Raw genomic sequence first — 26,634 nt, 5'->3', positions numbered from 1 at the left:
CTACCCCACACCGACGCGCCAGCCCCCAACTACACCCTCATCTGTGAAGAGCCGCTTTCGCATCTGCTGGTGAGCAGAATGACGGCGGATGCTTGGCTCAGATGGTCGCCCGTTTGTTGGCCAGATAACTGATGACCAGGCACCCGACCCCAAAAGCAGAGGCTGTGACAGTGGGTAACCAGGGACCGAGGTCGGTGGCGAATTCCAGGGTGAATTCTCTTTGCCACACAATCACAGCGACGACGCCGGCGACCAACAGAACTGCCGAGACAATTGCGGCTGTGACCGCACGAGCTCCGAATGCGCGGAAAATCGTGCCGAAGGCAGCACCCATGAAGAGCGCAGCCAGGGAATAGGCCAGTACTGAGACAAACGTGATCAACAGGTTCCCGTCGCCCAAGAACGGTGTGTCAAAAACCGGCACACCAATGAACCAGCCGTCGGTGAGACGTTCAAGACCCAGGAGCAGAGTTCCACACACTGCGGCGATCATGGCGGTGACCACGAATCCCAGGGAAGAACCTAACCAGAAGTCGCGCCGTGTCCCGCCAAAGGCGAGCACTGTGGCAAAAGTCCGATTCACGGCCAAGGCTGAGGATGAGATGAAGAACCCGATCAGCACGCTGACCACCATGAAAATGCCCTGAAAGCCGTCTGCGACTTCGGGTGGGAGTGGAAGACCAACCACCATGCCCGTGATCAGACCAGCGATGACAGTCAGTGCCAGGACGGCCAAGAGCATCACAGGAGCCACATAGACGGAGAACGTGCGTTGGGCCATGTAGATCCGGAAGCTGCGCAATGAGTACGTCATGGTCGATCTCCGCGATTGAGGTAGTTGCCAATGAATTTCTCGGGGAAAGGGGAGGCCGAGCCGTTCGGGTGATCCAGGGTTCCCAGGGAGGCCACGATCTCTTGCAAGCTCGGTGATTCAACGGAAAGGTGCAAGTCCGCTGCAAGTTCGAGATCATCCGGGGACAGCGCCCCACGGATCAAGACAGAGCGAATACGGCCCAGGGCTTGTGAAGAGATCAGGTTGTGGCCGTTGAGGAATCGGTCCATTGCCTCATCCAGGCCGCGAACCGCAGTCATGTTGGCGGTGACCTCATCTACAGGTGCATGGAGGTCAACGCGTCCCTGGCGGATGAGGATGACTTCCTCCAGCAGATTGGCTGCCTCATCAATTAGATGAGTAGACATCAAGATCAGGCGGGGATGCTCGGCAACTTCCCGCATCAACTCTTCGTAGAAGATGTTGCGCGCGCTCGGATCCAGCCCCAGGTAGGGCTCATCCAAGAACGTGTAGTCCGTGCGGCACGCCAAAGCGATGCTGATGGCAAACGCCGAGCGTTGTCCCCTTGACAGCTTTTTCAAGGGCGTCTCGCGGGGTATGGAGAACCGGTCCAGGAGACGATCTGCAAGTTGCGATTGCCATCGGGGATAAAAGTGCGGAAGGGTCTGGAGGATGTGCTTGACCAGGTAGTCGTCGTGCCACCGCTGGTCCTCGTGAATGAAGCACGTGCGCTCAAGGACGCGAGCATTCTCCGCCGGGTTCTGACCGTCGATGGTGATCTGGCCAGAACTGCGAAAGGTGTGGTTCAAGATCACCGACATGAGCGTGGTCTTGCCCGCTCCGTTGGCTCCCAGGAGTCCGTATACCTTGCCTGGCTCCAAGTGGAGGTTGATGCCTGCCAAGACTTGCTGTTTGCCGTAGGACTTGGTGACGTTGGTCAAGGTGATGCCACGATCGGTCCGGGTCTGATGGGACGTTGTCTCACCCGCTGTGACTCCACTGGTAGGGGCGGTGGTTGTAGTCATGGTCATGCCTCCATTGGACTTGCGGCGTGTGACGGTGTGCGGGTGCTGGTGGGCAAAGCTGGATTACCCGATGTCGATGGCGTGCGAGTGGTTGGTAATGCCGTCATAGCGGCGTGGCTCTGAATTAGGGTGAGGACATCGGCTGTGGTCATGCCTAGTCGTTGTGCTTCCGCCAATAGCGGGCTGATGTAGGCGTCCAGAAGATCTGCCTGGCGCTGCGCGCGCAAAATGTTGGGACCCTCCGCCGTGACGAACATCCCTAAGCCGCGACGCTTTTCCAACACCCCCTGATCCACCAGACGGTTGAGGGCCTTGCCCGCAGTGGCCGGATTGATTCGGAAGTGTGTTGAGAGTTCTGTGGTCGAGGGCACCTGGGTGCCCGGCGGGTATGCCCCGGCCAGAATGTCATCGGCAATGGTGTCGGCCAGGTCCAGGAAGATCGGGCGATCCGATCGTGGTGCAGGGGGAGTCACGGGCACCTCCTCGATGCTCTTAGGTTAGTTACTCAACTAATTAACCATGGAACCTGGGTGATGGCAAGGCTTGCATCCGCGGTTGCGCAGATTTTGGCGAAAGGGCCTGCTTGTGGGGGAAGTGTTTCTTAACCCCTGCCGCGTGAGGTCACCGGTTGTTGTTGAGACCACCGGTTACAGCCGGTGCTCTCAACAACAACCGGTGACCTCACGGGTGGTGCCGGGGGCGCGGCGGTCACGGAAGCACGCACGGCCTCGGATCATTCCAAAGCAGGAGCGCATCCTCCGCAGGATGACCCGGGTCCACGGCCGTAGGTTCAAGACGGACCGACGGGTGGACACGAATTCATCCCTTGGAAGCTGTTGGGCGGGGCCGCCTATTTTTAGGCTGATCAAGTTGCAATCAAGACCTCTGCACAGGATCGTTCCCCATCTGAAAGGACCCCGCGTGACCACCACTGCGGCCCCCACCGCCTCTGCTCCACCCAGCTCAAAACATCGCCTCCCCGCACTGGACGTTTTGCGCGGTATTGCCATCCTGGGCACGTTGCTGACCAACATTTGGATCTTTGCCACGCCGCGGAACATGGCGTCCATGTCCGAATCCGAGTTGGGTGCCATAGCGGATGGTGGAGTGTGGGCCAATGCCTTCCAAACTGCATTGGGCCTGGTCACCGACGGTAAGTTCATTGGGCTGCTCACCATCATGTTTGGTATTGGCTTGGAGATCCAGCGCCAGTCGGCACTTCGACGGGGCGAAACCTGGCCGGGACGTTACCCGTGGCGGGCCGGCATTTTGGTGTTGGACGGGCTGCTCAATTACATCTTCATTTTTGAATTCGATGTGTTGATGGGTTACGGCCTGACCGCCTTGGCTGTTTCCGCCATCATGATGACCAGCCCCAAAGCGCAGAAAATATGGATGATCGTTGGGTTGGCGGTACACGTTGCAGTGATTGTCGGTTTTGATCTGTTGCAGTCTGTCTTTGTGTTCCTGGGCGGTGTTCCGACGGACATTGGTGACCGTGCCTCGGAGGCTGAAAATGCGGTGGGTGCGGCCGGCCCAGCACTGGATGCCATGGGATCGGGTTCCACCGACTCCTACTGGGCCATGGTGCACGAACGCTTGATCACCTTTGTGGGTGGGCGCGCAGAAATCCCCATCATGTTTCTCATGGGGATAGGGCTTTTCCTGGTGGGCGCGCACCTCTACCGCGCCGGTATTTTTGAGGAGCGGGGTCGGCAATTACGACGACGCATCATGTTGCTCTCTTTCGGCATCGGCCTGCCTTTGGACTGGACCTTGCGTTTGTTCCTCTCCGACTACACGGGTGGTATCACCCGCTACATAACTTCCAGCTTGGTGGCCTTTGGCATCTTGGCCCTGGTGGCGCAGTTCTACGTGCGCCGAGGTTCCACTGGCGTGGTGGGGACCGGACTGAGCGCTGTGGGAAAGATGGCCCTGACCTGCTACATCTTGCAGAACTTGATTGCCTCAATCATCTTCTACGACTGGGGCTTTGGCATGGCTGGCCGTATTCAGGGCGAGTACGCAGTGTGGTTGACCATGCTGATCTATCTGGGTATCGCTGGCTTCCTGGTGGCCTTGAGCCTGGTCTGGCAGAGGTACTTCAAACGCGGTCCCGTGGAGTGGTTGTGGCACGCAACGTATGACGGCATTGGCACGGTGCTGGACCGTCGTCGTGCGCGGGTCTCAGCTGGGTGAGTCGCGCGGCAGCAGGCTGAACTCGACGGGCGGGCAGGAAACGCCGCTGACCTGGACGGCAACCGCCTGAACACCGGGGTAGTAGGTGCGTGTGGTGATCTCGCGGAATGAGTGTTCGCGGGTCAACGTCAGTGTCTGTCCGGGAGCCAGTTTCGCCGTGGTCCATTTGAAGGTCTTGGGCGAGGTGGTGCCGTTGGCTTTGAGGTGGTGGATGACGTAGTCGATGAGCAGGCGAGCGGGTGCGACGTCGTCGTTGCGCAGAGTGACCGTGAAGGTGAGTGTCCCGCCCCAGGTCAGGGGAGACTCCGCTACGTGCGGGCCGCGAATGTCCACCGTGGCGCTGCCGTAGCCCATGACGGCCAGCGCCTCCGGGTGGCCCTGTTTGATCAGGGACCGCAAGGCATGCTTGACGGTTCCCGCGGTGTGCGTACCGGGTTCAACCAACCACTGACGGGCGGTGGCCACAACAAGATCCGGGTGATTGCGGCTCAGATCATTCAGGTGATTGGACACCGAACGACGAACGTAGGGGCTGGGATCATCCTGCAGCGCGGACAGAATGGGCAGCGTGGCCTCCGGGTCTGCCTGCAGCTGGGGGACACGCTGCCCCCACGGCAGGAACGGGCGTGTGCCTTCGGAAGCCAAGCGGCGGATGTGTTCGTCCTGTGCACTGGGCCAGGTGTTGATGGTGCTCAGCGCGGCATCCACGTTGTGATTGAGCAGGATGCGGATGGCAAACTCCGAACTGAAACGGTGGGTGAGCTCGGCCAGTAAGGCCAGGGCATCGCGGAATGCGTGGTCACCTCCGTCAGCCACCGCGCAGCGCGCCACGGCTTCCGTGACGGGCCAGATCAACCAGCCGGAGAACCCGTCAGGTTCCATGGCTGCTGCGTGGCGCACGGTATCGGCCAGGTCAGCATAATTGGGGCCCAAGTCCTCCAGAAGGGCGTCAGCCACCAAGTTCACACGTTGCCGCATGGCCAGGCCCGCCAGCTGATCGGGTGCGGCCGTGATGTGGTCAGCGCGCTGGGGCGCAACGGCGGTCAGCATGTGGGCCAGAGCCTGGACGGTTGACGGGCCGAGCATTTCATTCGCGGTGGGCATGGGCTCATCTCTGGGAAAGGTGGATGTGTCCCAGCCAGGATGCCACGGGGTCGAGTTCACCGGTTGTTGTTGAGACCACCGGTTACAGCCGGGGGTGTCAAACAAAACCGGTGTTGTCACGCCGGGGGGGGGGGGGCGGGGGCGGGGGCGGCCCCCGGGTTGGGCGCCCCCCCCCCCGCCCCCGGCGGGGGCCCCACCCACACCCGGGGTGCCCCCCGCGGGGGGGGGGCGCGCGCGACAGGGGGAGGCCGCCAGGGGGAGGCAACGACGGCGGGGCGGGCTGCGGCGTCGGGTCCATCAAGCCTGTAGGTTGGTGCGGTGACTTCCCAGACCTCAGCACCGACCGCATCTCCGTTGCGTGTGCTGCAAGAGGTCTTTGGTTATGACTCCTTCCGCGGGGACCAGGCACAGATCGTGGAGCATGTCACGGCCGGTGGCGACGCCGTCGTTCTCATGCCCACCGGCGGCGGAAAATCCCTGTGTTACCAGATTCCGGCGCTGGTCAGGGACGGTACGGGCATTGTGATCTCCCCGTTGATCGCGCTGATGCAGAACCAGGTGGATGCCCTGGCGGCGGTGGGTGTCAGGGCAGCATTTCTGAACTCCACCCTGGGCCCGGAGCAAGCCGCCCAGGTGGAGACCCAACTGCTGGCCGGTGAACTGGACCTGCTCTACATGGCGCCCGAACGCCTGGTGCAGTCCCGCACATTGGACCTGCTGAGTCACGCGCAGCTGGCGCTGTTCGCCATTGACGAGGCCCACTGTGTGTCCCAGTGGGGCCACGATTTCCGCAAGGACTACCTTGGGCTGTCCGTCCTGGCCGAACGCTTCCCGGAAACCCCGCGGATCGCCCTGACCGCCACCGCCACCCAGGCCACCCACCGGGAGATCACCGAGCGGCTGAGCCTGGGGGAGGCGCAGCACTTTGTGGCCAGCTTTGACCGCCCCAATATCCAGTACCGCATTGTGGAAAAGGACAACGCGCGCTCGCAGTTGCTGAGCCTGATCCGCGCCGAACATGCGGGGGAGTCCGGGATCGTCTATTGCTTGTCGCGCCGCAGCGTGGAGCAGACCGCAGAAGCCCTGCGTAAAGAGGGTGTTGATGCCATGGCCTATCACGCTGGGCTCACCGAATCCGAGCGGGCCGAGCGCCAAACGCGGTTCCTGCAGGAGGACGGTGTGGTCATGGTGGCCACCATCGCCTTCGGCATGGGGATCGACAAACCTGACGTCCGCTTTGTGGCTCATCTTGATCTGCCCAAGAGCGTGGAGGGCTACTACCAGGAGACGGGCCGCGCGGGCCGCGATGGTCTTCCGGCCACGGCGTGGTTGGCCTACGGGTTGCACGACGTCGTTCAACTGCGCCGCATGATCGACTCTTCGGAGGCCACCGAAACGCACCTGCGCGGACAGCGCGCGCACCTGGATGCCATGTTGGCCCTGTGCGAGTCACTGACCTGCCGCCGCGTGGAGATTCTGCGGTACTTCGGCCAGGACGCCCAACCGTGCGGCAACTGCGACAACTGCCTGACCCCGCCCACCGGCTGGGATGCCACTGTGGCCGCCCAGAAACTTCTCTCGGCACTGATTCGCCTTGACCGGGAACGCAATCAGCACTTTGGTGCCGGCCAGGTGATTCATGTGCTGCGCGGCAAGGTCAATGACCGCTCCACGGCCTCCCGCCACGATCAGCTCAGCGTATGGGGCGTGGGCGCGGATCTGAGCGAAACGGAATGGCGCAGCGTGATCCGCCAACTCCTGGCCCGCAACGTGATCAGCACCTACGGCGAATACGGCACGTTGGGCCTGGCCCCGGGAGCAGGCCCGGTGCTACGCGGAGAGACCACCCTGGAACTTAGGCGTTCGGCCCGCAAAAAACGCGGCTCACTCAGCGGCACACGGCGGACTTCCACAACGACGACGGCCGCCCTCACGCCCCAACAGTCCTCCCTGTTCGAGTCCCTGCGTGAATGGCGTGCTCATCAGGCCCGTGAGCAGAAGGTGCCGGCCTACGTGGTGTTCGGTGATGCCACGTTGATGGCGATAGCCCAGGCGGCACCCACCGCCGTGCACGAATTACGCGGCATCAGCGGAATCGGGGCCAAGAAGTTGGAACGCTACGGGGAGGCCGTCGTCGACATTGTGCGCGGCCCCTGGGGCTGAGCCCGCGGCAAGGGTCTTGCGGTTAGGCGTGTTGTGAACGAAATGCTCCTGGGGTCAGGACCACCCGTTGCTTGAAGTACTTAGAGAAGTTAGTGGCGTCGTCGAATCCTAGCCGGGTGGCCATGGTGGCAGCTAATATGGATTCGTGGGCCAGAAGACGCTGAGCTTCCAGGATCACCCGCTGATCGGTGAAGTCTTTGGCGTGACCCCGGAAAGATTTTCACGGCCCGGTTCAGGGTTGCGCTCCGAGTACTCGATGAGGGCAGCCTAGATGTAGGAGGCCATGACGTTGTTGATAGTGGCCGGGGCTTGTGATGCCGGGGGGTATCCGTCGCAGGCGGTATGGGGTCGATGGTAGTTGTAGTGGTTCACCCAGACTTGGAGCGCTTCTCGGCGTGCCGTCTCTGAGGGGTAGGGGCGGGTGTAGAGGACCTCGTCGACCATGAGCCGGTTGTAGCGCTCGACCTTGCCGTTGTGCTTGGGCGTGTACGGGGGGATCCGGTGGTGACGGTGCCCCAGCCCGGTCACGGCGGCGTTGAAGATGTTGGAGCGGTAGTTGTTGCCGTTGTCGGTGATGACCCGGTCGATCTCGATCCCGTGGGCGGCGAAGAAGGCGCGGGCCCGGTACCAGAATCCGACCGTGGTTTCGGCCCTCTCGTCCTCCAGCGACTCGGTGTAGGCCAGTCGGGTGTGCCCGTCCACGGCCGAGTGCAGGTAGGTGTATCCGACTCTGGCGCCCTTGCCACGCTTGCCGGCCAGCGCCGGACTGGTCCCGCGGCCGTGGGCCCACCAACCGCCTCCGTCCGGGATCTTGCCGAGCTTCTTCACGTCCAGGTGGACCATGTACCCGGGGTGCCGGGCATCGATCCGTTGTGGTGGCGCAACAGCCGCTGCGGGCTCACCTGAGGGGTCGGTGCCTCGGAGGGTGTCGCCGGCTGGGGTGAGGTGGCGCAGCCGGCTGATGCCTAGTCGGTGCAGCCAACGGCCCACGGTGCGCAGGCTGATGACCACGGCGTCGTGGATCACGCCGGTGGCCAGGGCGTGCCTGTCCGGCAGGGGGTCGATCCCGCCGCCAGTCAGGTGGTGGTGGATCCGGCGAGCAGACCACTTCAGCACCCGACGTAGTGCCTCGATTCTCTCCACCACCGGGCCTGAGATCTGTGTCGGCATGCGCCGCGGAGCGCTGGAGATATCAGCCAACGCGGCCTCGCCGCGCTCCTGGTACCGGATGACCCATTTGCTCACGGTTTCCCAGGAAACCCGGAATTCAGAGGCGACGTGGGCGATCGGGGGACCCGTCGCGCAGATGGCGCTGGACCATCTGCAACCGGCCCGTCGGAGTGAGAGCGGAATTGGGGTGGACAGCGATAGCGTGGGACACGGACGGGCTCCTTGTTGCAGCAGGCGGATCTTTGGCGATTTCCATCCTGCGGGCAGGAGCCCGTTCGTCATCTCACTGACCCACCACATCCGACAACCTCATGACCCACAACACCTAGAAGGCTACTGAGCGGTGGACGGTGAAGTGTTCTTCTAAGGGCCGTCATGAACCATGTGATGATCTCTTGCCGGGTGCTGGCCATGTTCGGGACAGTCGGCGACGGGCTCGATAACGCGCTGATGGAAAGCTTCTGGTCATCGATGCAGATCGAACTGCTAAAGCGGAAGATGAGAGTCGAACTCGCCAACGCGATCTTCGAGTACATCGAGATCTTCCACAACCGCCAGCGCCGACATTCCGCCCTCGGCTACCTCGCCCCGACCGAGCACCAGACACTCATCGTCAACAACATCCCCGCCGTGAGTTAGCGACCAGAACTGGAATCAGCTTCGTGGAGCAGGTCAATTTGTCGCCTCTTCGCGCAGCAGTCCCTTTGGGAGCCTGGACCGATTATTAAGCTCATGAGCCGGAATGTTACCGACCACTTCGACAGCCCCAGGAGTAACCCAGTCCGGCCTGGACGCCTTCGTCCTGCCCCACTTGAGGCCGAAAGCCAACGGCGACGGGCAATCTCGCGGCTAGAAGCTAAAACTGTGGGTTGACAGAGGAGGCCTCAGCTGTTGATGCTCTTTGGAGGTTCGTTTGTATTGGCTAGTCAGAGGCTGGTCAATGGAGATCGGAGAAATCACAAGATGCCGCGATATGAAGCGACCAGGATGAGCCTTGAGGGGCTCTTGAAGGAACCTGATGTTACCTATGCTATGGAAGCCCATGACGGGATGTCCGCGCGGATCGCCGAGGGCGCAGGTTTCCCAGTTTTGTGGGCTTCAGGGCTCTGTATCTCGACGTCGTGCGGTGTGCGTGATTCCAACGAGATTTCCTGGAGCAACATGCTCGACAGGGTGCGTTCCATTAGCCTGTGTACGAACCTGCCAATCCTTGTGGACGGTGATAGCGGGCACGGAAATTACAATTCAGCGCGGGTTTTTGCCCGGCACGCGCAGGAGTCCGGCGCGCAAGGTGTGTGTTACGAGGACAAGCAGTTCCCTAAGATGAACTCGTTCTACGGTGACGCCCCAGATCTCATCGAGACGCGAGAGTTCATGGTTAAGATTGCCGCCGCCCGGGAGGTGGTGGAAGACGACTTTATGATTGTAGCTCGTACGGAGAGCCTCATCGCGGGTGCGGGTGTGGATGAAGCCCTTGAGCGTGGCCGTGCCTACATTGCCGCTGGCGCGAACGCGCTGTTCATTCATTCTCGGCAAGAGGAAGTTAACGAGATTGCCGAGTTTTGTCGTCGGTGGGATCGTTGCGCTCCACTCGTCATTGCGCCGACAACTTACGGACGTGATCTTGATCCCCAGGCCTTCGAGGAACTCGGGGTCTCCATGGTGATCTGGGCCAATCAGTCATTGCGGGCTGCCTACAAGGCGATGGAAAAGGTTGCCTGTCACCTCAGCAAGAATCGCAGCTTGGTTAGTCTCCCGGAAATGATCCAGGTGCAGGAGATTTTCGAGCACTACGCTTACCCCGAGATGGACGAGGCGGAACGACGGCTTGTGGGGTTCGTCGAGTCGTGCATGGAAGGCTCTGTCGAAAGGTCAGTGCCCACCAACAACAGGACCTCCGCATGAACGACTCTGCTCTTCTCTTCAACCCGGGGCCCGTTCGGGTTCACCCTTCTGTGTGGGAAGCACTCAATACCGGAGATCTCTGTCATCGGGAGATGGAGACCCTCTCCCGCTTGACCAGGGTGAGGGAGAAGCTGGTGGAGATCTGCAACGGGGACGGGACGCACGACGCGATCCTACTTACCGGCTCTGGAACATGCGCCCTTGAGGCGGCTATCGCTACAGCTGTGCCCCCCTTAGGAACGGCACTCGTTCTGGACAACGGCAATTATGGAGAGCGTCTGCGGCAGATCGTGGCCTCGCGCGCTATCGATCATGAGTGGCTCCGCATGGGTTGGGGCCAGACCTTTGATCTTATTGAGATCGAGCGTGTGCTGAAGGCTCGTACGTTCAGCCACGTGTTGATGGTGCACCATGAGACAAGCACGAGCATGCTGAATCCACTTGCCGAGGTCGCGGCTATCGCCCACCGGTACGGGTGTGATGTCATCGTCGACGCTGTGAGCAGCGTGGGCGCGGAGGAGATCGACGTTCGCGCGATGGGTGTCGACTGGCTGGTCGGTTCTTCGAATAAGTGCCTTGAGGGCTTGCCGGGCATGAGCTTCGTGTGCGCGAAGACCGCGCTCCTCGAGTCGGCCGAGGGCAGCAACGCGGGGCTCTATCTGGACTTGCACGCCAATTTTTCCGCGCAGGTGGGTCGGCAAGAGCCCGCTTTCACTCCCGCGGTGCAAGTGCTCGCCGCGTGGGAATGTGCGCTCGATGTCCTCCTCGCTGAGGGTGTTATCGGGAGACGCGAGCGCTACAGCCGTAGCACCGCTCGGATCCGCGAGCGGATGCAGGAATTGGGCATGAAGTCATTCGTGAGCGACGGTGATTTGTCGTGTTGCACGAGCGTGTTCCATTTGCCGGAGTCCATGCCGTTTTCAGCGTTCCACGACCAGATGCGGGACCGCGGTTACATTATTTACCATTGTCCGCCCCGGATGGGCAATGTCGTTCGTATTGCGACGATGGGGCAGCTCAAAGAGAGTCACGTTGAGGGATTGCTTCACGCCATGACAGCTGTGCTGGTTCCACAAGGAGGTGCGACCAGTGCAAGCAATGAGTGAGTCTCACTATGTCCTTGCCATTGTGGGGGCTGGTCCAAGTGCCGTCTATTCGATGGAACGGTTGGCGGCCCTGGCGTCTGCGGGCCGGTTGACCAAGCCGCTGCTGATTCATGTCTTCGATAAGGGTGGAAACTTCGGCGACGGCGAAGTCCACAGTGCGCGACAGTCCCAGGTAAGTTTCCTTAATCGTATTGCCGGGCAGGTATCTTTCGCCGCCGACGAGACGATCAAGGGGGCAAATCCCCTACTGGAACCCGAGTACCGACTAAACCTCGCGCAGTGGTGCGGGCAAAGATACGCAGAGACTCATGATCAGCGCTATTCCGTTGGGGCCGCGGATTGGCCGAAACGGTATGTGCATGGGGAAGCTTTGCGGCATCACTTCTATGCGTATGTGGGTCTCCTGCGGAAGGCAGGCGTGAAGGTCGTTTTGCATCCCCTGGAAGTGGTGGACATCGACACTTCCAGCGCGCGGATTGAGTTGCTGTGTGGCGATAGTTCCTCGGTGGGAGACGTCGATCAGGTCCTCTTAGTCACGGGGCACTCGTGGAACGACCCCCAACTCGACAAGCGTCGTCACGGCAAGGCTGAGCATGCGAAGCGAGCAGGCGTCGAATACATCGGGAGCGCCTATCCACTGGAACGTGGGCTCACCGTGGAAGCTGCGCCTGCGGGGAGCGTTGTGGCATGCGAAGGTATGGGCCTGACAGCCATCGATATAGTCCTGTATCTCACGGAAGGTAGGGGCGGGACCTTCATCACGGAGGGTTCCGAGGTGAAGTACGTCCCATCGGGAGATGAACCGTCCCGAATCATTCCCTTCTCAGGCTCAGGGTTATTTACTTTTGCGCGACCCGACAATCATAAACAGGTTGACCTCGCGCTTTACGAGCACCGAGGTGTGTTCCTCACAAAGCAAGCAGTGGACATCATCCGTGCACACCGCGGGGAGCCCGGGCGTGAAGGCACACAGGTCGATTTTGAGCGAGACATTTTTCCGTTGGTTCTTCTGGAGATGGCGTTGCTACACGCAACCACACTGTTCGGGGGGGACACGAGGGGCTATTTACGGCAAACCGTTGAGGAGTCGGTGTCGGCGTTCCTCAGCGCCTCGATCGCCCAGGCACCGGCGAGCGCCGAGATTGCCCAGAAGCAACTCCAAGAAGAGATCGCCCGTATCGCTGCACTGATTGACCAGCGCCTGGACGGCACCATATCCCTGGAAGAATGCCGCGTGCAGGCGAACGGGTGGGATTTCGGCCTCGCCGCCGCATCCTTCGTGCATTGCGTATGGGGCAAGGCAGCTCGTGCTCCCGTGGGCACCGTCGTAGCGGCAGAGCAACCCCGCCGCTACCTAACGTCCGAGTCCCCGTTCGGCCTGGCGCCCCGGGCCTTAGAGAGTCCCTTCGACTGGGACCGCACCATCCGGCCGATCCCAGGCAGCGCCTGCGATACACCCGAGCGCTACCGCGCTGCCATGCTCGAATTCTTCGGACAGGATGACACAGCTGCCGCGCGCGGTAACCTAGCCCATCCGGCTAAAGCAGCGGCCGACGGGGTGTGGCGAGATCTGCGCGACGTTCTGGCGCACGCGGTAGACCGAGGCGGTCTCACCCCTAGTTCCCATCGGCGCTTCCTTGAGGTCTACATGCGCCATCACAACCGACTCGCCAATGGTGCCGCTCGTGAGGTCATGGCAAAGATTCGCGCGGTCGCGGAATGCGGCCTCCTGGATGTGGGGGTCGGCCCAGGAGGGAGCGTTCGGCTCGACGACAAGGGGTACATGATTAGCGGCCCGCTCACGGGGTACGAAGGACACGCCGGAGTGCTCGTGGACGCCACTGTCCATGCCTTCGATCCGCGTCTGGACACTGCGGTGCTGTACCGTAACCTGTTGAATAGGGGCGTGGTCCGCCTCTGGGAGAACGTCGGTGGGGAAGGGCTATCCGAAATCTTTGTCCCCGGCGGCCTTGACCTTGACGAGTCATTCAGCCCACGTGGGGCCTCGGGCAAGGTCGACTCCCGAATTACCGTGCTCGGGCCGCCTAGCGAGGGAGTGGTGTTTTTCCAGCTCGGCGCGCTACGGCCCGAGCAGAACCACCACGTGATGCAGGACATCCTCACCTGGGTGGCCAAGCTGGACGCCGAGGGCCTCCTCACTGCCTCAGACACGGCGGTTCCCCGATGAATGGGGGCCGCCTGTCCGGCGCAGTCGCCATTATGGTTGAGTCCCCCGTGACCGGGGCGGGCGCGGATGCGGCACGCTTCCTGGACCATTTGGGGTTCCGTACCCTGTTGCTCGCCCATAACCCTGACGCGATGCCTGAGTATCTGCGTGATCAGCTTGACAAACACGACGTTCGCGTCGTGCGCACGGACACGCAGAGTGTGGCGGCCATGCGCGCAACGATCTGCACCGAAGTCGACGGCGAGCCAGCCGCAGTGCTCAGCTTCTACGAGTACTACGCGGCGCAGGCTGCGGAGCTCGCTGACGAGCTGGGCCTCCCCGGTCCTAACCCGGAGGCGGTCAGGGTGTGCCGCAACAAGGCGGATCAACGGGACACCCTGAGATGTACCAACCTGTCCCTCCGATACGCGAGATGCGGAACACCCGAAGAAGCCGCCCAGACTGCCCGAGACATGGGGAGGCCGGTCGTCGTCAAGCCGACCAATCTCACCGGTAGCGTGCTTGTCCGCCGGTGCGAAACCCCCGAGGAAGCGGCTGAAGCTGCCGCTGCTGTCCTCCACCAGGAGTCCTATCTCGGAGTTCCTGTCACACCTGAGGTCGTGGTCGAGGAGTTCATAGAGGGCCGGGAGTACTCGGTCGAGCTGATGCATGGCCAAGCCGTGGCGGTCACGGGCAAGGAGTTGGCCGCAGGCACCGTCATTGAGATTGCCCACACAGTGCCGGCACCGATCCACGACGGCATCCACGCGGCATTGGCTTCCGCTGCAGAAGCGACCTGCAAGATGATCGGCCTCGGATGGGGTCCGGCGCATGTGGAGGTGCGTCGAGAGGACTCAGGCCGTATCGTCGTCATCGAGGTCAATGCCCGGGTGGCCGGGGACCGCATCCCCGAGCTCGTTCGGCTGGTGACGGGGCGTGATCTAGTGCAAGAACAGATCTGCGCCGCCCTCGGGCGGGAAGTTGACCGCGCACCGTGTTGTGGGGCGCGCACTGCGATGATCTGCTTCCGTCAAGGGCCGGGAGGTCGCCTCGATCGCGTCGGAGGAGAGGACCGGGCGCACGCCGTTCCGGGAGTCCGCGAGGTACACGTGCGGATCGCACAGGGGCAGGAGCACCGACTCAACGATTCCAACCAGGATCGCGTCGCCTGGTGCATCGCCACAGGAGAGGACGCAACCGAGGCCCGGCTTCGTGCGCAAGAGGCCCTGGGGTTGCTGGACCTTTCGTGGACCGCTGCTGAAGGAGACGGGCAATGACAACAGCTGTCCTCAACCGATTCCCCCTTGCGCTGGTGGACTACCCCACGTGGGTCGATGATGACGTCGTCATGGTGACGTCTCGTGACGCCTTGTCACACCCTTTAGATCTGTCTGCATACCGGGACGTCGCGGTGGTGGATGACTACATGTCGGCGAGGACGTGTCTGATCCTGGAGCGCCTCATTCACCAGCATGGCTGTAATGCCTTAGTGGCCCTCTCTGAGTTCGACCTCCTGCGGGCCGCGCGGCTGCGCGATGCGAACGATATGACTGGCCCCACCTTGGCACAGACATTACCTTACCGCGACAAGCTGCTAATGAAGGAGGTCCTGCACGACGCGGGCATTCCCGTCGCGCGGTTCGCACCCGTGAACGAGTTCACGGAGTTGCTTGCGTTCTGGCGAGACATCCAAGGCCCGGTGGTTGTCAAGCCCCGGCTCGGGGCCTCCTCAATCGGGGTCACAGTGCTGAGGACGGGAACGGACCTGGAGGAGTACTGCAGGAGCGTTGGGGCTCTGAAGGGTGACGATCCCGCCTACCTTTTGGCCGAAGAGTTCATCGATAACGAGATGTTCAATATTGACGGTATTTCGATGAACGGCGCGATGCACATCTGCTGGCCTTCCGGAACGTCGTCGTGTTTGGGCTTCGAGTCCGGCCAGTTGCTGATCGCCAGCCAGCTCGACACCGACGATGAGCGGGTGCCCGTCCTCCAAGGACTTGTCCGTGATACGGTTGCCGCCCTCCCATCACACGACCGCATGATCTTCCACGCCGAGGCCTTCAGGTCGCCTGATGGTCACTATCTTTTGAACGAGATTGGCGCCCGGATCGGAGGCGCGAAGGTGCGTGAGCTTGTGTCGCGCGGCTTTGGAACCGATCCCGTCGAATGGTACGTACGGGAGGCGTTCGGCGTCGGAATGTCCCTGGGGGGACTCCCCGACGCGCCCTTCCGCCCGCACGCATACTGTCTTGTGCCTCCCCGCCCGGGGCGTGTCCTCGAGATTGATCCCACGCTGTTTTCCAGCCGAGACGGGCTGGACTCCATCGAGCTACGCGTGGAAGTGGGCGACACGCTGATATCGCCTGGGTCCTCCATCGATGGTATGGCGCTCGTTGTCACGCACGGCGACAGTTGTCAGGAAGCGAGCTCGGTTGCCGAGGCTGTGGCAGAGGACATCCGGGCAAAGGTGAGAGTGGAATAATGAAGACTCATGTAGTTCCGCAGCGATCACCGCAGATTCTGGCGCAGTTCGTTGACCCCGCCAACCTCTGCACATTGGCCGGACTGGTCTTCACCGTGTGGGGACTGGCTGGCGTGCTCGAGGGCAATCTGCATCAGGGTGCCCTTGGTATTATGGGCTCCACCGTGTGTGATATCGGTGATGGTTTCTTGGCTCGGGCGATGTCGAAGCGATCAGAGCTGAAGTCCCGAATCGGCGGGGTGCTCGACTCGCTCGTGGACCTAGCGGCAGGAGGTTTACTTGGGGGCGCCTGCTTCGTGCTTCTGGGCGGGGGGTCAGTCTTCTCCGTTGTCGTGGCGGTGATCTTTACCTGCGCGCTGGCCTGCCGGTTGGCGTACTTCACCGTGGTGGGCTTGGACGGCCACTCTTTCATCGGTGTGCCGGTGGTCGCTAACCAACTCTTGGTTGCAGGCCTACTTCTCGTGCCGTGGGTCCGCCAGGACGGCTTAGCCCACTACGTGGTAGGCGGTCTCATGATTCTTACCGCGGCGGCCAACGTGTCTATGCTGCGGGTACCCAAGCCTCGCGGGGTGTGGATGGCCCTGCTGGCGTGCGTCGCGTGTGCCATCGCAGCGGCGCACGTCCTTCAGTGGGTCATGGCATGAGGGATGCGGAGGCCATCAACCGCTTGCCGCACGGCATCGCGCCGTTCGTCAGCGTGCGCTTCCTGAGTTTTGTTGCGGACCAAGGGTCTACTTTCCTCATTCCCCTCTCAGTCTACGCACTGACAGGCAGCGCTCAGCTATCCGGCCTCGCCTTCATGGTCCAGTGGCTGCCACGGATCATCCTGTCACCGCTCTTCGGTACCATCGTGGATCGCTTTCCGTCAAAACCACAACTCATGCTGACTGACCTGGTAAGGGCCGTCGTCCTGGCGGTGCTCTTCATCGTTCCCGAGACGTGGAGCCTCATCGCCGCATCAGCCGTCCTCACCTTGGCCAACGGCTACTCGTCCATCGTCACCGAGCAGGTCGTGAGTACCGCAGTGGACGACAATGACGTCGCGCAGGCCCAGTCGCAGCAGCAGATGGCTTTCCAAACTGCCCTGGTTCTTGGTCCCGCGCTCGGGAGCTGGGCCCTCGGTCTTCTTAGTCTTCGGAGCGCAATCCTGCTTTTTGCGGTGACCTTTTTCCTCTGCATGGTGTTGACGCCCATGGTCATTCACGCCGTCGGGACTCCGGAACGAAGCCCTGAGGGGGGTGCTCCCCTCCAGCGGCTAAAAGACGGCGCGTTCGAACTCTTCCGCCGCCGGGAGCTAGTCCTCCTCCTGGCGATCACGATGCTGGTGAATCTCACCGGCGGCATGGCCCTAGCGACACTGCCCGTCATCGTGGTGGGCCACCTTGGCGGCGGGCCAGCCATGGCGGGCACGCTCGCGGGCGTCGCGGCCGGCCTAAGCCTGGCCACGGCTGCGGCGGTCACTTGGGTCACCCGAAAGACACCTATCGCGCACGTGGTGATCGCGGCCCCGATCCTAATGACGACCGCAGTGTTCCTCCTCTGCCTGTCGCACTCGGTGTTCCTCTTCGGCCTCGGTTACGCGTTGTGGAGCAGTGGGATGGTCATCTTCACGATCTGGATGCGAACCCGAAGGCTAGAGTTCATCGACCCCGCACGTGTCGGCAGAACTCTGGGGTTCTTCGTGGCGATCATCCTGGGGTCCACACCGGTGGCGGGCTTACTGCTTGCGGTGCTGGGCGACCGGGTTGATAGCCACCAACTTCTCCTCTTCACGGCGGTGTTCAGCGCCTTGGCACTGGTGCCCTTGCTGGTTGCGTGGAAACGCACCCGCCGTGCCACTGCGATGTCCTCGGAGGTATGATGGTTCCCCCCACTATTCTACTCGTCGGCGCTGGCGTGATGGCCGAGCCCTACCTCGACGCTGCCCGGCGTAACGGGCTGCAGATCGCGGTGGTGGACACTGCGGGACGCCTCGCGACCCTCGCCGAGCGCTATCCACTCATCGACCAAGAGGTGCTCCCAGACGGGGAAGCTGGTCACGAGACCGGTTGGGTGCGCCCCGCGTTGGCCCTCGCCGCCAGGCTTGCGGCTGGTGGTGAGCGCTGGGGTTGTCTCGCCTTTTCGGAACCCCATGTGTTGGCGGCGGCCCTGGTACAGGACACCTACGGAATCCCGGGACCGGGCATGCGGGCAGCGCTAACGAGCCGGAATAAGGCGCTCCAGCGCGCGCAGCTGGACGGGATAGTGGATCAACCAGAGCACCTACTGGCTTCCTCAATAACGGACGCTGCGCCTTGGTTGCAGGAGCACCTGCCGGCAGTGGTCAAACCGCTTGACGGGATGGGTAGCCACGGGGTCGAGCGCGTGGTGGCACCGAGCGACATTGAGGACGTCGTGGCGCGCAGAGGCGTCGAGGGGCCCGTGCTGTGCGAGACGTACGTCGAGGGTCAGGAGTACAGCGTCGAGGCACTTGTGGTGGCGGGCGAGCCCGTGCTGACCAATTTGACGCACAAGACCACTCAGGACCAGAAGCACTTCGTGGAGGTGGCGCACCGCGTGGGGTTCGAGGTGGTCGACCCAGCGTTGGCCGAAGTCGCTTGTGGGGCTCTACGCCAGGTGCTGTCCCACCTGGGGGTGCGTGACGCCATGATGAGCATGGAATTCCGGGAGAGCGGCGAGCGTGTCGTGGTGATGGAAACCATGGTGCGCATGCCTGGTGACCATCTCATGGAGGCTATTTCCCGAGCCTATGACAGGGACCTTTACGCGGCGCATATCCAGGCCGCACTCGGGATCGAGACCCCGAGTCTGGAAAGGTTCCCCCATGTCCGTAGGCCGGACCAGGTCGGCGGCCGGTACGGCACGTGCTTTCTTGTGGCCCACCGCCGGGGTGCCCTGCAGGGAATCGAGTGGGGTGAACTGCGTACGTCCGCGGGGGTCGTGCGTTGGGGGGAGCGTTTCCCTCCCGGGCATCAGGTGCAACCGGCGGAGTCGTCCGCAGACCGAGTCGCGTATGCCATCGTGCGCGCGGCCGACGATGCTGCGCTCTCCCACCTCCTCGACGACCTACTCGACCCCGCTCGGATTTTGATCAATGACCAGCAAGAGCAGAAGGGACTCCCATGACCTCTCCACAAACCCTGTCTGGGGACATCCAGCTTGATCTTCCCGAGTTCGACATCCCTCCGTCAGCGCCCCTCCCGATCGTTCGGGAGTGGATGGACCGCGCTCAGGCCGTCGGGGTCCGCGAACTCGCTGCCGCCACGCTCGCGACGGCGGGGCAGGAAGGGCCCTCCACTCGAACCGTCTTGATCAAGGATGTGGACGATACTCGTCTTGTCTTCACGACCAGCGCGGCGAGCCGCAAGGGTTGTGAGCTCGAGACAGATCCCCGCTGCGCACTGACCTTCTATTGGCGCGAGACTATGCAGCAAATTTCCGTTAAGGGCCGGGCCGTGAAGGCGACGGTTGAGGAGTCCGACGCGCGGTTTGACGCTCGACCGGCGGCGGCCCGCGCCGCCGTGATCGCCTCACACCAGAGCCGCCCGCTCCAGGACGAGGATACCTTGCGGGAGCGCGCTAAGATCATCGAAGAGAGCGGTGAACTCCAGCGGCCCGACGAATGGCACGCCTGGCACGTGATCCCTGATGAGGTCGAGTTCTGGCACGGGAGCGCCAACCGGCTCCACCGTCGCCTCTGCTATCGTCGGGGGGCGAATGGAGCGTGGGACGCATGCCGCCTAGAGCCATGAATCGCCGCGTTGTGCTGAAGGTTCTCGTCACTGACCCAATGCACCAGACCGGCATCAAGGAGCTTTCGAGCTTCACCGAACTCGCCGTGGTGAACCGGCCGACCCGTGCCCAGTTCCTGGGGCAGCTCGCGGACACTGATGTGCTCGTGTGCCGCAGTAGCGTGAAGGTCGACGCAGAGGCGTTCGATGTCGCTAACCACCTGCGCGCCGTGATCCGCGCTGGCAATGGGTTAGACAACATCGATGTGACCCGCGCCGAGGCCGACGGTGTGGAGCTCTCCTCGATTCCCAGCCCCGGAGTGAACGCCGTGGCCGAGTTCGTGATCGGCCACCTGCTGGGGTTGAGTCGGCACATCGTGGAGGCTGATCGGCAGGTGCGGGAGGGGCAGTGGAATAAAGCGCTCCTCTGCGGTACGGAACTCGGTGGACGGACCCTGGGAATCGTCGGGTGCGGCAAGATCGGCTCCCGCGTGGCCGAACTCGCGCAGGGATTCGGAATGCACACTCTGGCCAGCGTGGCTCGCCAGGATCCCGCCCGGCGTACGGAACTCGCCGCCCGGGGTATTGAGCTGTGCCCGTTGGAAGAGCTGATTGAGCGCTCCGACGCCATCTCCGTCCAGGTCCCAGGCGCTCCGGAGACGCGCAATCTGATCGACGCCGCCCTGCTCGAACGGGTGCGTCAGGGATGCATGGTGGTCGACGTGAGCCGAGCCGGTGTGGTAAATCATCACGCGCTTCTCGCGGGGTTGAACTCTGGACGCCTCGCAGGCGTCGCCGTAGACGTCCATGCCGAAGAATCGGGGATTCCCGTCCTAGCCCAGCATGAGCGTGCCGTGCTCACCCCTCATCTCGGCGGGTCTACAGACGAGGCCCAAGAGAGGATCGCACGCGAGGTTGTTAGTCGGATTCGTCGACTCGAGTGTGAGGGGAGAGTTGCCCATGGTAACCATGCCTGAGTCGTGGGTTTACGAGCTCACCCTGCAGAGCACTTTTGAACGGCGACTCGTGGAGTTACGGCCTCCTACAGGAGACGAAGTCCTGGTTCAGGTGCACCACACGGGGATATGCGGCTCCGATATTGGAGCCTTCCTCGGTCGGCACCCTTATAAAAGGCCTCCGGTAGTGCTCGGCCATGAAATGTGCGGCACGGTGGTCGGAGTCGGTGCTGCCGTGACATCTGTCTTTCCAGGGGACCTGGTTGCGACTTCCGCCTTCTGCCCCTGCGAGGTATGCCGTCAGTGCCGGGTCGGGCTGATCAACCTGTGTGAGCGACGAACTAACCTCTCACATGAGGGATGGGCAGGCACATTCGCGCGCCATGTGACTTTACGGGAACCGATGATTGTGCGCCTCTCGGCACAGTTGCCCCGACTCCAGGGGGTCCTCGTCGAACCTCTCTCGATTGCTTGGCATGCGTGGCGTCGCACGTCGCTGGGGCGACCGCGTGTAGCTGTGGTCGGCGTAGGGGGTATAGGTTCGGCCGCCCTAGTCCTCGCCCGTGCGGCCGGGGCCCTGCATGTCACTGCTACCGACCTAGGAAAGGAGAAAGAGCACTACGCCGAGCATTTAGGGGCAGAGTGCTTCCTCAGTGCCTCAGATCCAGAGGACCGGGCGCGGTATGGCGAGGTGCAGGCGGATCTCACCCTGGTAACGAATAGCCATCCCTCGTGTCTACGAGAGGCGCTGGAACTGACACGCCCGGGCGGACACGTTGTCGTCGTGAGTTATGCCGGGCAGGATGTACCCATCCCGCTCGATGCCTATGTCGCCCACGAGCTCACGCTCTTCACCTCGCATCTTGCCACACGCCGCGACGTCTATGAGGTGGTTGCGTTACTGGAGGGTGGTCTCGACGCCTTGGGGATGATTGCCCACCGCCGCCCCATCGGCGAGATAGCGCAAGCGTTCGAGATGCTTACCGCGAAGGTGTCCCGCCCCGCAGGTCGGGTCATTCTCGATATCGAGGAGAAGGAAGTGCCGCAGTGAGAACTTTGACCGTGGGAGTCGTGGGGGCCACAGGGGCAGCCGGAGTTGAGGCGTGTCGTCTGCTTCTGCGCCACCCCGCCGTCGGGACCGTGATTCCGTTCGCTCGGTCCGATGGCGACCTCGCGACCCTGCACCGGCGCCTGTCGGACCGCCTTCTCCTGCAGCCCGTGTCCGAAGTGCTGGAGCGCGACGACCTCGATGCCGTACTGATGTGCACCCCCACCGGGGAGGCCATGCAGATCAGCGAGCAGCTCACGACCGCAGGCAGCTGCGTGATCGATCTCAGTGCGGACCACCGCTTCCCTAACGCGGAAGACCTGGAGCGCTGGCACGGTGTTCGACATCCGGCGCCTGCGCTCCTGGCTACAGCACGTTACGGTCTGACCGAGATGGCGCGCGAGGAACTTTACGGCGCACGACTGGTTGCCAACCCCGGCTGCTTCGCCGTCACAGCTGAGCTGGCGCTCATCCCGCTTGCCTGTGCGGGGATGCTCAAGCCCGACAGCCGTGTGACCATCTATGCGGTGAACGGCATGACAGGTGCGGGAAGTAGCCCTCGACGCGAGACGAGCGCAGCTGTGGCGAGCGGCACGTTGCTCTCGTACGGTCTGGACGGGCACCGACATGCGCCCGAGATCGAGGCTGCCGTGAGGATCTGGGGTGGTGTCAACACGGTGGTGGACATGTCGACCGCTCATGCGGACTTTCCCCGCGGAATCCACCTCACAGCATCGATTGAGGTCACTGGCGGCGAATCTCCCTCGCGTGCGGACCTGCTGGATGTCTTCTGCGACGCCTACGGGGCTGGCCGAGAAGGGGAGCGATTCGTCCAAGTCATCGCCCCCGAGCGTCAGGGCGCACTCAACCACAAGGACTACTCCCTCTACCCCTGGGTTTCGTCTGTGACGGGGACCAACAACTGCCAGATAGGTGCAGACGTGGACCCTCGAACTCACTCGATCAAGGTGGTCGCGGTGTCTGACAACCTCGGTAAGGGGGCCGCCGGTAGCGCGGTCCAGAACATGAATGTCGCGTTCGGTCTCCCTGAATCCGCTGGGTTGGAATGGCTAGAGTAGTGCCCGACAACCACGATTCGCAGTATGCCCAGCTCATCTTCGATCCCGCACGCGTCAAGGTTGGACAGCGTTGGCTCTACTCTGCTGGTGCCAACGTACCCCCGTGGGGTGGGGCGCCCGAGCGCTTGACGGAGGAAATCCCTGATCTCGCAGCGCTTGCGGAGGCGGGCGCTGAGGTTATCGTTCTCAACCACCAGGGTTCGGCAAAAGATGGCACGGCAGGGGACCAGGAGCATATCGCCAGCGCGTGGCAGCGAATGGGCTTGCCCGTGCGCTACGACTCTGACCCTTGGAGGAACATCCGGTCCGTTGGCGCTGGGCCCGGAACAATCACTCTGCTGCGCAACACACGGCTCGATCCGGGAGAGGAGAGGTGCGACGAGGCCTTGGCCCGCGCGTACGCGACGCTTGCGCCGCGCGCGATCATCGGTGGGTTTTCCAAGAGCCACCGTCGCAACGCTTCGAATACCGGTATTCTCCAGCACATGCCGACATGGTTGAGTCGGGGTTTGGCCCGGGAGGTCGCTGCCCTTGAACCGCTGCGGCACGGTTCCTTGGGTGCGCTCGTCCTAGGAGGGATGAAGCGTGAGAAAGCCATGGCTGTGACGGGCGCCCTAGCGGATCGCACCGCATGCGTGCTGTTGGCTGGGGGCGTGCTCAACTCCCTGCGGCGCGCTCGGGGTCTCGAGCTCGGGAACTCGTCCCGGCCCACCCTCTCGGCAGGTGACTCTACCCGCTTTCTGAAGGCCACGCGCAGCCTTGGGGATCGGCTCGTGCTTCCCACCGAGGTGTGCCAGCGGGAGAGCGCCACGGGGCGGCTGCAGTGGATCCCCGTGACAGCGCCCACGAAGCCTGGATGGGCGGTCGTGGACGTGCGGTGGGATACACGTGACATGCAGCGCGTGGCCCACGCTCTCCTGGTGGCGCCGCGCGCAGTGGTGGCGGGGCCCCCTGGGCACATAGGTGAAGGTCATGCTGAGGCAGCTGGCGAGGTAGGACGGCTCCTGGAACCCCTCGGGGAGAAGGCGGTCTTTCTCGGCGGTGACACCTGTACCGAGCTGGATGTCACGGGGACTGCATCGGCCGGTGGTGGAGCGGCCCTGGTGTACTTGAGCAAGGGATTCTCACCTGTTGTCGAAGACTTGAGACGGGTTCGAGATCGAAGAAGGGAAAGTCTGTGACAGCGGAAATCTGCACGCCCACCCGGGTCATGCTCGGTGCGGAAGCAACGACGGAGCTCGCCACTATGATCGAGGGGTTCGGTAAAAATTGCCTGCTCGTCTCCGGTTCGGCCAGCGCGGGCGAATCGGGTGCTCTCGATGCGGTCCGTGAACAGCTTGATAAGGCGCGCTGCACCATTACCCTGCACGACTCCGTGCGTCCAGAGCCGACAACCCAAGACGTGGACTGCGGTGTTGAGTTGGCCCGCAGTGCAGATATCAACCTTATTATCGCTGTGGGTGGCGGTAGTGCGATCGACACGGCCAAGGCGATCAGTGTCGCTGTTCATCGCAACTCTTCGGCAGAGCTGGTGGGCATGACCCTGCCGGACAATACGAGCGCCATCGATGTTGTGGCGATTCCGACGACGGCGGGTAGTGGTGCCGAGGTGACACGAGGGGCCATCATCACAGACCCTGATCGAGGCCTGAAATCGGGTATCCGTGGACGGTGCTTGCTGCCACGTGTGGCGGTAGTGGACCCAATATGGCTGCCCACGATGCCACAGAATGTTGCCGCGCAGACGAGCTTTGACGCGCTGTCTCACTCCATCGAGGGATTCATGGCGCGCCGCGCATCGGTTATTTCCCGCATGTGGTGCCGTGAGGCACTGCAAATTCTCCGTCGTACCCTCCCAGCCATCGCCGAGGGGTGCGCCACACGCGAGGCATGGGAAGCACAGGCCACGGCCTCACTCCTTGGTGGGTATACCGTCGCTAATGCCAGCACCGGCTACCCGCACCGCATTCAGCAGGCACTTGGTGGGGACCCGCGCGTACCCAGCACCCACGGGCGTGGCTTGGCGGCGGTCTATCCGGCATGGGTCGATCAGCTTTACATGGACCTACCGCCCGAGCCGATGAACGAGATCGCAGCGCTCCTGGGTGGAACTGACTTGCGGGATGTCATCCGCGACGTGATTTGCCAGCTTGGCCTGCCCATTTCCCTCGCCGTCATGGGTTATGAGCAGGAGCATGTAGACCTCGCCCGTGGCGTCCTGGGGGGCAACCTGGACAATGACCCGATCACCGGCGTGAATGCGAAGGGATTGGACGTTGTCCTAAACAACGCGCTGATGACGGGTGACACGCGATGATCGGGATTGTGCCTGCGGCCGGGTTGGGTCGGCGGCTGGGGACCGCCCTGGATATGCCAAAGCCCTTACTGGAGCTGGGTGGTCATAGCTTGATCGGAACAGTCCTCAGTCGACTCGACGAGATGGAGATCACGCGCATCGTGGTGGTGCTTGGTCACGCTGAGAAGGCAGTTCGGAGTCATGTAGAGGGTCTCGACCTGCGTCATCCAGTGGAGTTCATCGTGAACGAGTGCTATCAAACTACGAATAACCTGTACTCCTTGAGCTTGACCATTCCGTGGTGGGACGAGGGTTTCCTCGTGAGCGACAGCGACCTGCTCACATCCCCCGCCGTGGTCCGGCGACTGTGGGACACCCCAGGTAGCGGCATCGTAGTCGATACTTCTCGAAGTGACACGTTCGATCTGGGGGCGCAAGTCGAGGAGGGAAGAGTCGTGAAACTAAGTAAGAATATTCCCGTGTCTGAGGCGAGCGGAGAGGGGCTCGGGATGTCGATCTGGCGATCCGCCGATGCGGCAGTGCTGGCCGAGGAGGTGCGAAGCATGCTTGTCTGTGGTGGGGAAGATCTGTGGTATCCCTACGCGATGAGCGAGGCCGCGAAGCGTGTTCTCCTGCTTCAGGTGGCTGTTGGGCCAGAGGAGTGGTGGGAGGTCGACACCCAGGAAGACCTTGTGCAAGGGCGCCGCCGTGCGACAGCCCTGCCGGCGTGGGCTCCGTTACCCCGCGTCAAGTAGTTGGCGGTAGTTCGAGGGCGCAATGGAGCTGTTCGAAAATTAACGACGGAAAGGCCACTCGCGGTGGATGGGTTACGGGAGGTGAAGTTCATTGTTCACTCCAGCCCGGTCCGGCCCAGGGAGAGGCTTACGGTTGAGACATCTTGGGGCGCTGGGGTGCGTGTTTGGATTGGATGCTTGCTGTGTGCGGCCGGGGTAGGAGGCCAGTGGTGACTGTTGCGCGGGTAGATTACAAGTTGGGTCAAGCAGCCTGAGTGGTTGGTGTGGTCATGATTATCTCGTATCCGATGGGGGTCAAACTTGCCAAGAGTGTCCTGGCGCCGGCGTCGATGATAAATTTTCTCGATTAATCGCACGCTGGTGATGCGGAGTTCTTCGCGGGTGGCGACGCCGTTGTTGAGTGCTGTGACGTGAGAGCGGGGACTTCATCCGTCATCAATGGAGTTGCCCACGATCCGGTTAGAGTGAATGTCCATGACCGCACAAACGTAAGGCATCCCCTTAGTGGTCTGGTGCGAAGACGTTCCGGGTCACGCCGGACATGTCGGCCACAGCGCACAGTCCATCATGGACCGGTGCACCGGGCTTCTTCGCCTCGCCCTGCTGGGGTTTCTCGGACGCTGACCACCTGCCTATCTCGGAGCAGATTCGC

Annotated in this window: 23 protein-coding genes and 2 pseudogenes; 19 read left to right on the top strand and 6 right to left on the bottom strand. The window is 62.4% G+C overall.

The window, feature by feature from the left end; genetic code table 11:
* Window positions 1-97: 97 nt before the first annotated feature.
* From Q4G32_RS07220 to Q4G32_RS07210, 3 genes are read right to left on the bottom strand one after another with little or no spacing between them, the layout of a single operon-like run.
* Window positions 98-814 (bottom strand): hypothetical protein, encoded by a 717-nt coding sequence (locus Q4G32_RS07220; RefSeq protein WP_303350341.1) that lies wholly within the window; start codon window positions 812-814, stop codon window positions 98-100.
* A complete protein-coding gene (locus tag Q4G32_RS07215) occupies window positions 811-1,818 on the bottom strand; it encodes an ABC transporter ATP-binding protein (RefSeq protein ID WP_303350340.1) in 1,008 nt (335 codons plus the stop codon). Before Q4G32_RS07215 ends, Q4G32_RS07220 begins: the two co-directional genes overlap by 4 nt.
* A 2-nt stretch (window positions 1,819-1,820) precedes the next feature.
* Window positions 1,821-2,291 (bottom strand): GntR family transcriptional regulator, encoded by a 471-nt coding sequence (locus Q4G32_RS07210; protein ID WP_303350339.1) that lies wholly within the window; start codon window positions 2,289-2,291, stop codon window positions 1,821-1,823.
* A gap of 448 nt (window positions 2,292-2,739) precedes the next feature.
* Here Q4G32_RS07210 and Q4G32_RS07205 point away from each other — a divergent pair, with 448 nt between their 5' ends.
* Entirely contained in the window at window positions 2,740-4,017 is a 1,278-nt protein-coding gene (locus Q4G32_RS07205; RefSeq protein ID WP_303350336.1) for a DUF418 domain-containing protein, read from the top strand.
* On the opposite strand, the gene Q4G32_RS07200 is transcribed toward Q4G32_RS07205, so the two are convergent.
* Complete coding sequence (locus Q4G32_RS07200) at window positions 4,006-5,121, bottom strand: DNA alkylation repair protein (RefSeq protein ID WP_303350335.1); 1,116 nt, start codon at window positions 5,119-5,121, stop codon at window positions 4,006-4,008. The genes Q4G32_RS07205 and Q4G32_RS07200 overlap by 12 nt on opposite strands.
* A 318-nt stretch (window positions 5,122-5,439) precedes the next feature.
* On the opposite strand from Q4G32_RS07200, the gene recQ reads away from it, so the two are divergent.
* Entirely contained in the window at window positions 5,440-7,284 is a 1,845-nt protein-coding gene (recQ, locus tag Q4G32_RS07195; RefSeq protein ID WP_303350334.1) for a DNA helicase RecQ, read from the top strand.
* 22 nt (window positions 7,285-7,306) lie between these two features.
* Here the strand turns inward: recQ and Q4G32_RS13945 are convergent, their stop codons facing one another.
* Entirely contained in the window at window positions 7,307-7,462 is a 156-nt protein-coding gene (locus Q4G32_RS13945) for a helix-turn-helix domain-containing protein (RefSeq protein ID WP_368660372.1), read from the bottom strand.
* Between Q4G32_RS13945 and Q4G32_RS07190 the strand changes: the two genes are divergently transcribed.
* Complete coding sequence (locus tag Q4G32_RS07190) at window positions 7,430-7,555, top strand: hypothetical protein (RefSeq protein ID WP_303350333.1); 126 nt, start codon at window positions 7,430-7,432, stop codon at window positions 7,553-7,555. The genes Q4G32_RS13945 and Q4G32_RS07190 overlap by 33 nt on opposite strands.
* On the opposite strand, the pseudogene Q4G32_RS07185 reads toward Q4G32_RS07190, so the two are convergent.
* A pseudogene (locus Q4G32_RS07185) lies at window positions 7,552-8,605 on the bottom strand (IS481 family transposase). The gene Q4G32_RS07190 and the pseudogene Q4G32_RS07185 sit on opposite strands and share 4 nt — an antisense overlap.
* A gap of 254 nt (window positions 8,606-8,859) precedes the next feature.
* Here Q4G32_RS07185 and Q4G32_RS07180 point away from each other — a divergent pair.
* The 16 genes and pseudogenes from Q4G32_RS07180 to Q4G32_RS07110 all read left to right on the top strand — a co-directional run.
* A pseudogene (locus Q4G32_RS07180) lies at window positions 8,860-9,093 on the top strand (integrase core domain-containing protein); the annotation flags it as partial.
* Between the two features lie 348 nt (window positions 9,094-9,441).
* Window positions 9,442-10,359 (top strand): isocitrate lyase/phosphoenolpyruvate mutase family protein, encoded by a 918-nt coding sequence (locus tag Q4G32_RS07175; protein WP_303350332.1) that lies wholly within the window; start codon window positions 9,442-9,444, stop codon window positions 10,357-10,359.
* Entirely contained in the window at window positions 10,356-11,465 is a 1,110-nt protein-coding gene (locus tag Q4G32_RS07170) for a pyridoxal-phosphate-dependent aminotransferase family protein (RefSeq protein ID WP_303350331.1), read from the top strand. Before Q4G32_RS07175 ends, Q4G32_RS07170 begins: the two co-directional genes overlap by 4 nt.
* Window positions 11,458-13,653: an FAD/NAD(P)-binding protein gene (locus Q4G32_RS07165; RefSeq protein WP_303350364.1), complete on the top strand. Its 2,196-nt coding sequence runs from the start codon at window positions 11,458-11,460 to the stop codon at window positions 13,651-13,653. Before Q4G32_RS07170 ends, Q4G32_RS07165 begins: the two co-directional genes overlap by 8 nt.
* 32 nt (window positions 13,654-13,685) lie before the next feature.
* Window positions 13,686-14,909 (top strand): ATP-grasp domain-containing protein, encoded by a 1,224-nt coding sequence (locus tag Q4G32_RS07160; protein WP_303350330.1) that lies wholly within the window; start codon window positions 13,686-13,688, stop codon window positions 14,907-14,909.
* On the top strand, window positions 14,906-16,117 hold the full coding sequence (locus tag Q4G32_RS07155) for an ATP-grasp domain-containing protein (protein ID WP_303350329.1): 1,212 nt from the start codon (window positions 14,906-14,908) through the stop codon (window positions 16,115-16,117). The genes Q4G32_RS07160 and Q4G32_RS07155 overlap by 4 nt, the downstream gene beginning before the upstream one ends.
* Window positions 16,117-16,761, top strand: coding sequence for a CDP-alcohol phosphatidyltransferase family protein (locus tag Q4G32_RS07150; RefSeq protein ID WP_303350328.1), 645 nt, complete (start codon window positions 16,117-16,119; stop codon window positions 16,759-16,761). The genes Q4G32_RS07155 and Q4G32_RS07150 overlap by 1 nt, the downstream gene beginning before the upstream one ends.
* Window positions 16,758-17,978 carry an MFS transporter gene (locus Q4G32_RS07145; protein WP_303350327.1) on the top strand — a complete coding sequence of 407 codons (1,221 nt, stop codon included), beginning with the start codon at window positions 16,758-16,760 and terminating at the stop codon, window positions 17,976-17,978. The genes Q4G32_RS07150 and Q4G32_RS07145 overlap by 4 nt, the downstream gene beginning before the upstream one ends.
* A 38-nt stretch (window positions 17,979-18,016) precedes the next feature.
* Window positions 18,017-19,243, top strand: a complete 1,227-nt coding sequence (locus Q4G32_RS07140) for an ATP-grasp domain-containing protein (RefSeq protein WP_303350326.1) — start codon at window positions 18,017-18,019, stop codon at window positions 19,241-19,243.
* Complete coding sequence (locus tag Q4G32_RS07135; RefSeq protein ID WP_303350325.1) at window positions 19,240-19,869, top strand: pyridoxal 5'-phosphate synthase; 630 nt, start codon at window positions 19,240-19,242, stop codon at window positions 19,867-19,869. The genes Q4G32_RS07140 and Q4G32_RS07135 overlap by 4 nt, the downstream gene beginning before the upstream one ends.
* A complete protein-coding gene (locus Q4G32_RS07130; RefSeq protein WP_303350324.1) occupies window positions 19,866-20,825 on the top strand; it encodes an NAD(P)-dependent oxidoreductase in 960 nt (319 codons plus the stop codon). The genes Q4G32_RS07135 and Q4G32_RS07130 overlap by 4 nt, the downstream gene beginning before the upstream one ends.
* Window positions 20,809-21,855, top strand: a complete 1,047-nt coding sequence (locus Q4G32_RS13940) for a zinc-binding dehydrogenase (protein ID WP_368660371.1) — start codon at window positions 20,809-20,811, stop codon at window positions 21,853-21,855. The genes Q4G32_RS07130 and Q4G32_RS13940 overlap by 17 nt, the downstream gene beginning before the upstream one ends.
* On the top strand, window positions 21,852-22,931 hold the full coding sequence (gene argC / locus Q4G32_RS07120) for an N-acetyl-gamma-glutamyl-phosphate reductase (RefSeq protein ID WP_368660370.1): 1,080 nt from the start codon (window positions 21,852-21,854) through the stop codon (window positions 22,929-22,931). The genes Q4G32_RS13940 and argC overlap by 4 nt, the downstream gene beginning before the upstream one ends.
* Window positions 22,919-24,112 carry a phosphoglycerate kinase gene (gene pgk / locus Q4G32_RS13935; RefSeq protein WP_368660369.1) on the top strand — a complete coding sequence of 398 codons (1,194 nt, stop codon included), beginning with the start codon at window positions 22,919-22,921 and terminating at the stop codon, window positions 24,110-24,112. Before argC ends, pgk begins: the two co-directional genes overlap by 13 nt.
* A complete protein-coding gene (locus Q4G32_RS07115; RefSeq protein ID WP_303350322.1) occupies window positions 24,109-25,248 on the top strand; it encodes an iron-containing alcohol dehydrogenase in 1,140 nt (379 codons plus the stop codon). Before pgk ends, Q4G32_RS07115 begins: the two co-directional genes overlap by 4 nt.
* Window positions 25,245-25,982: a phosphocholine cytidylyltransferase family protein gene (locus Q4G32_RS07110; RefSeq protein WP_303350320.1), complete on the top strand. Its 738-nt coding sequence runs from the start codon at window positions 25,245-25,247 to the stop codon at window positions 25,980-25,982. The genes Q4G32_RS07115 and Q4G32_RS07110 overlap by 4 nt, the downstream gene beginning before the upstream one ends.
* The last annotated feature ends 652 nt before the right edge of the window (window positions 25,983-26,634 follow it).

Source organism: Kocuria sp. (genome assembly GCF_030538595.1).
Lineage (GTDB): Bacteria > Actinomycetota > Actinomycetes > Actinomycetales > Micrococcaceae > Kocuria.
This window is presented reverse-complemented; position numbering and strand designations above follow the sequence as displayed.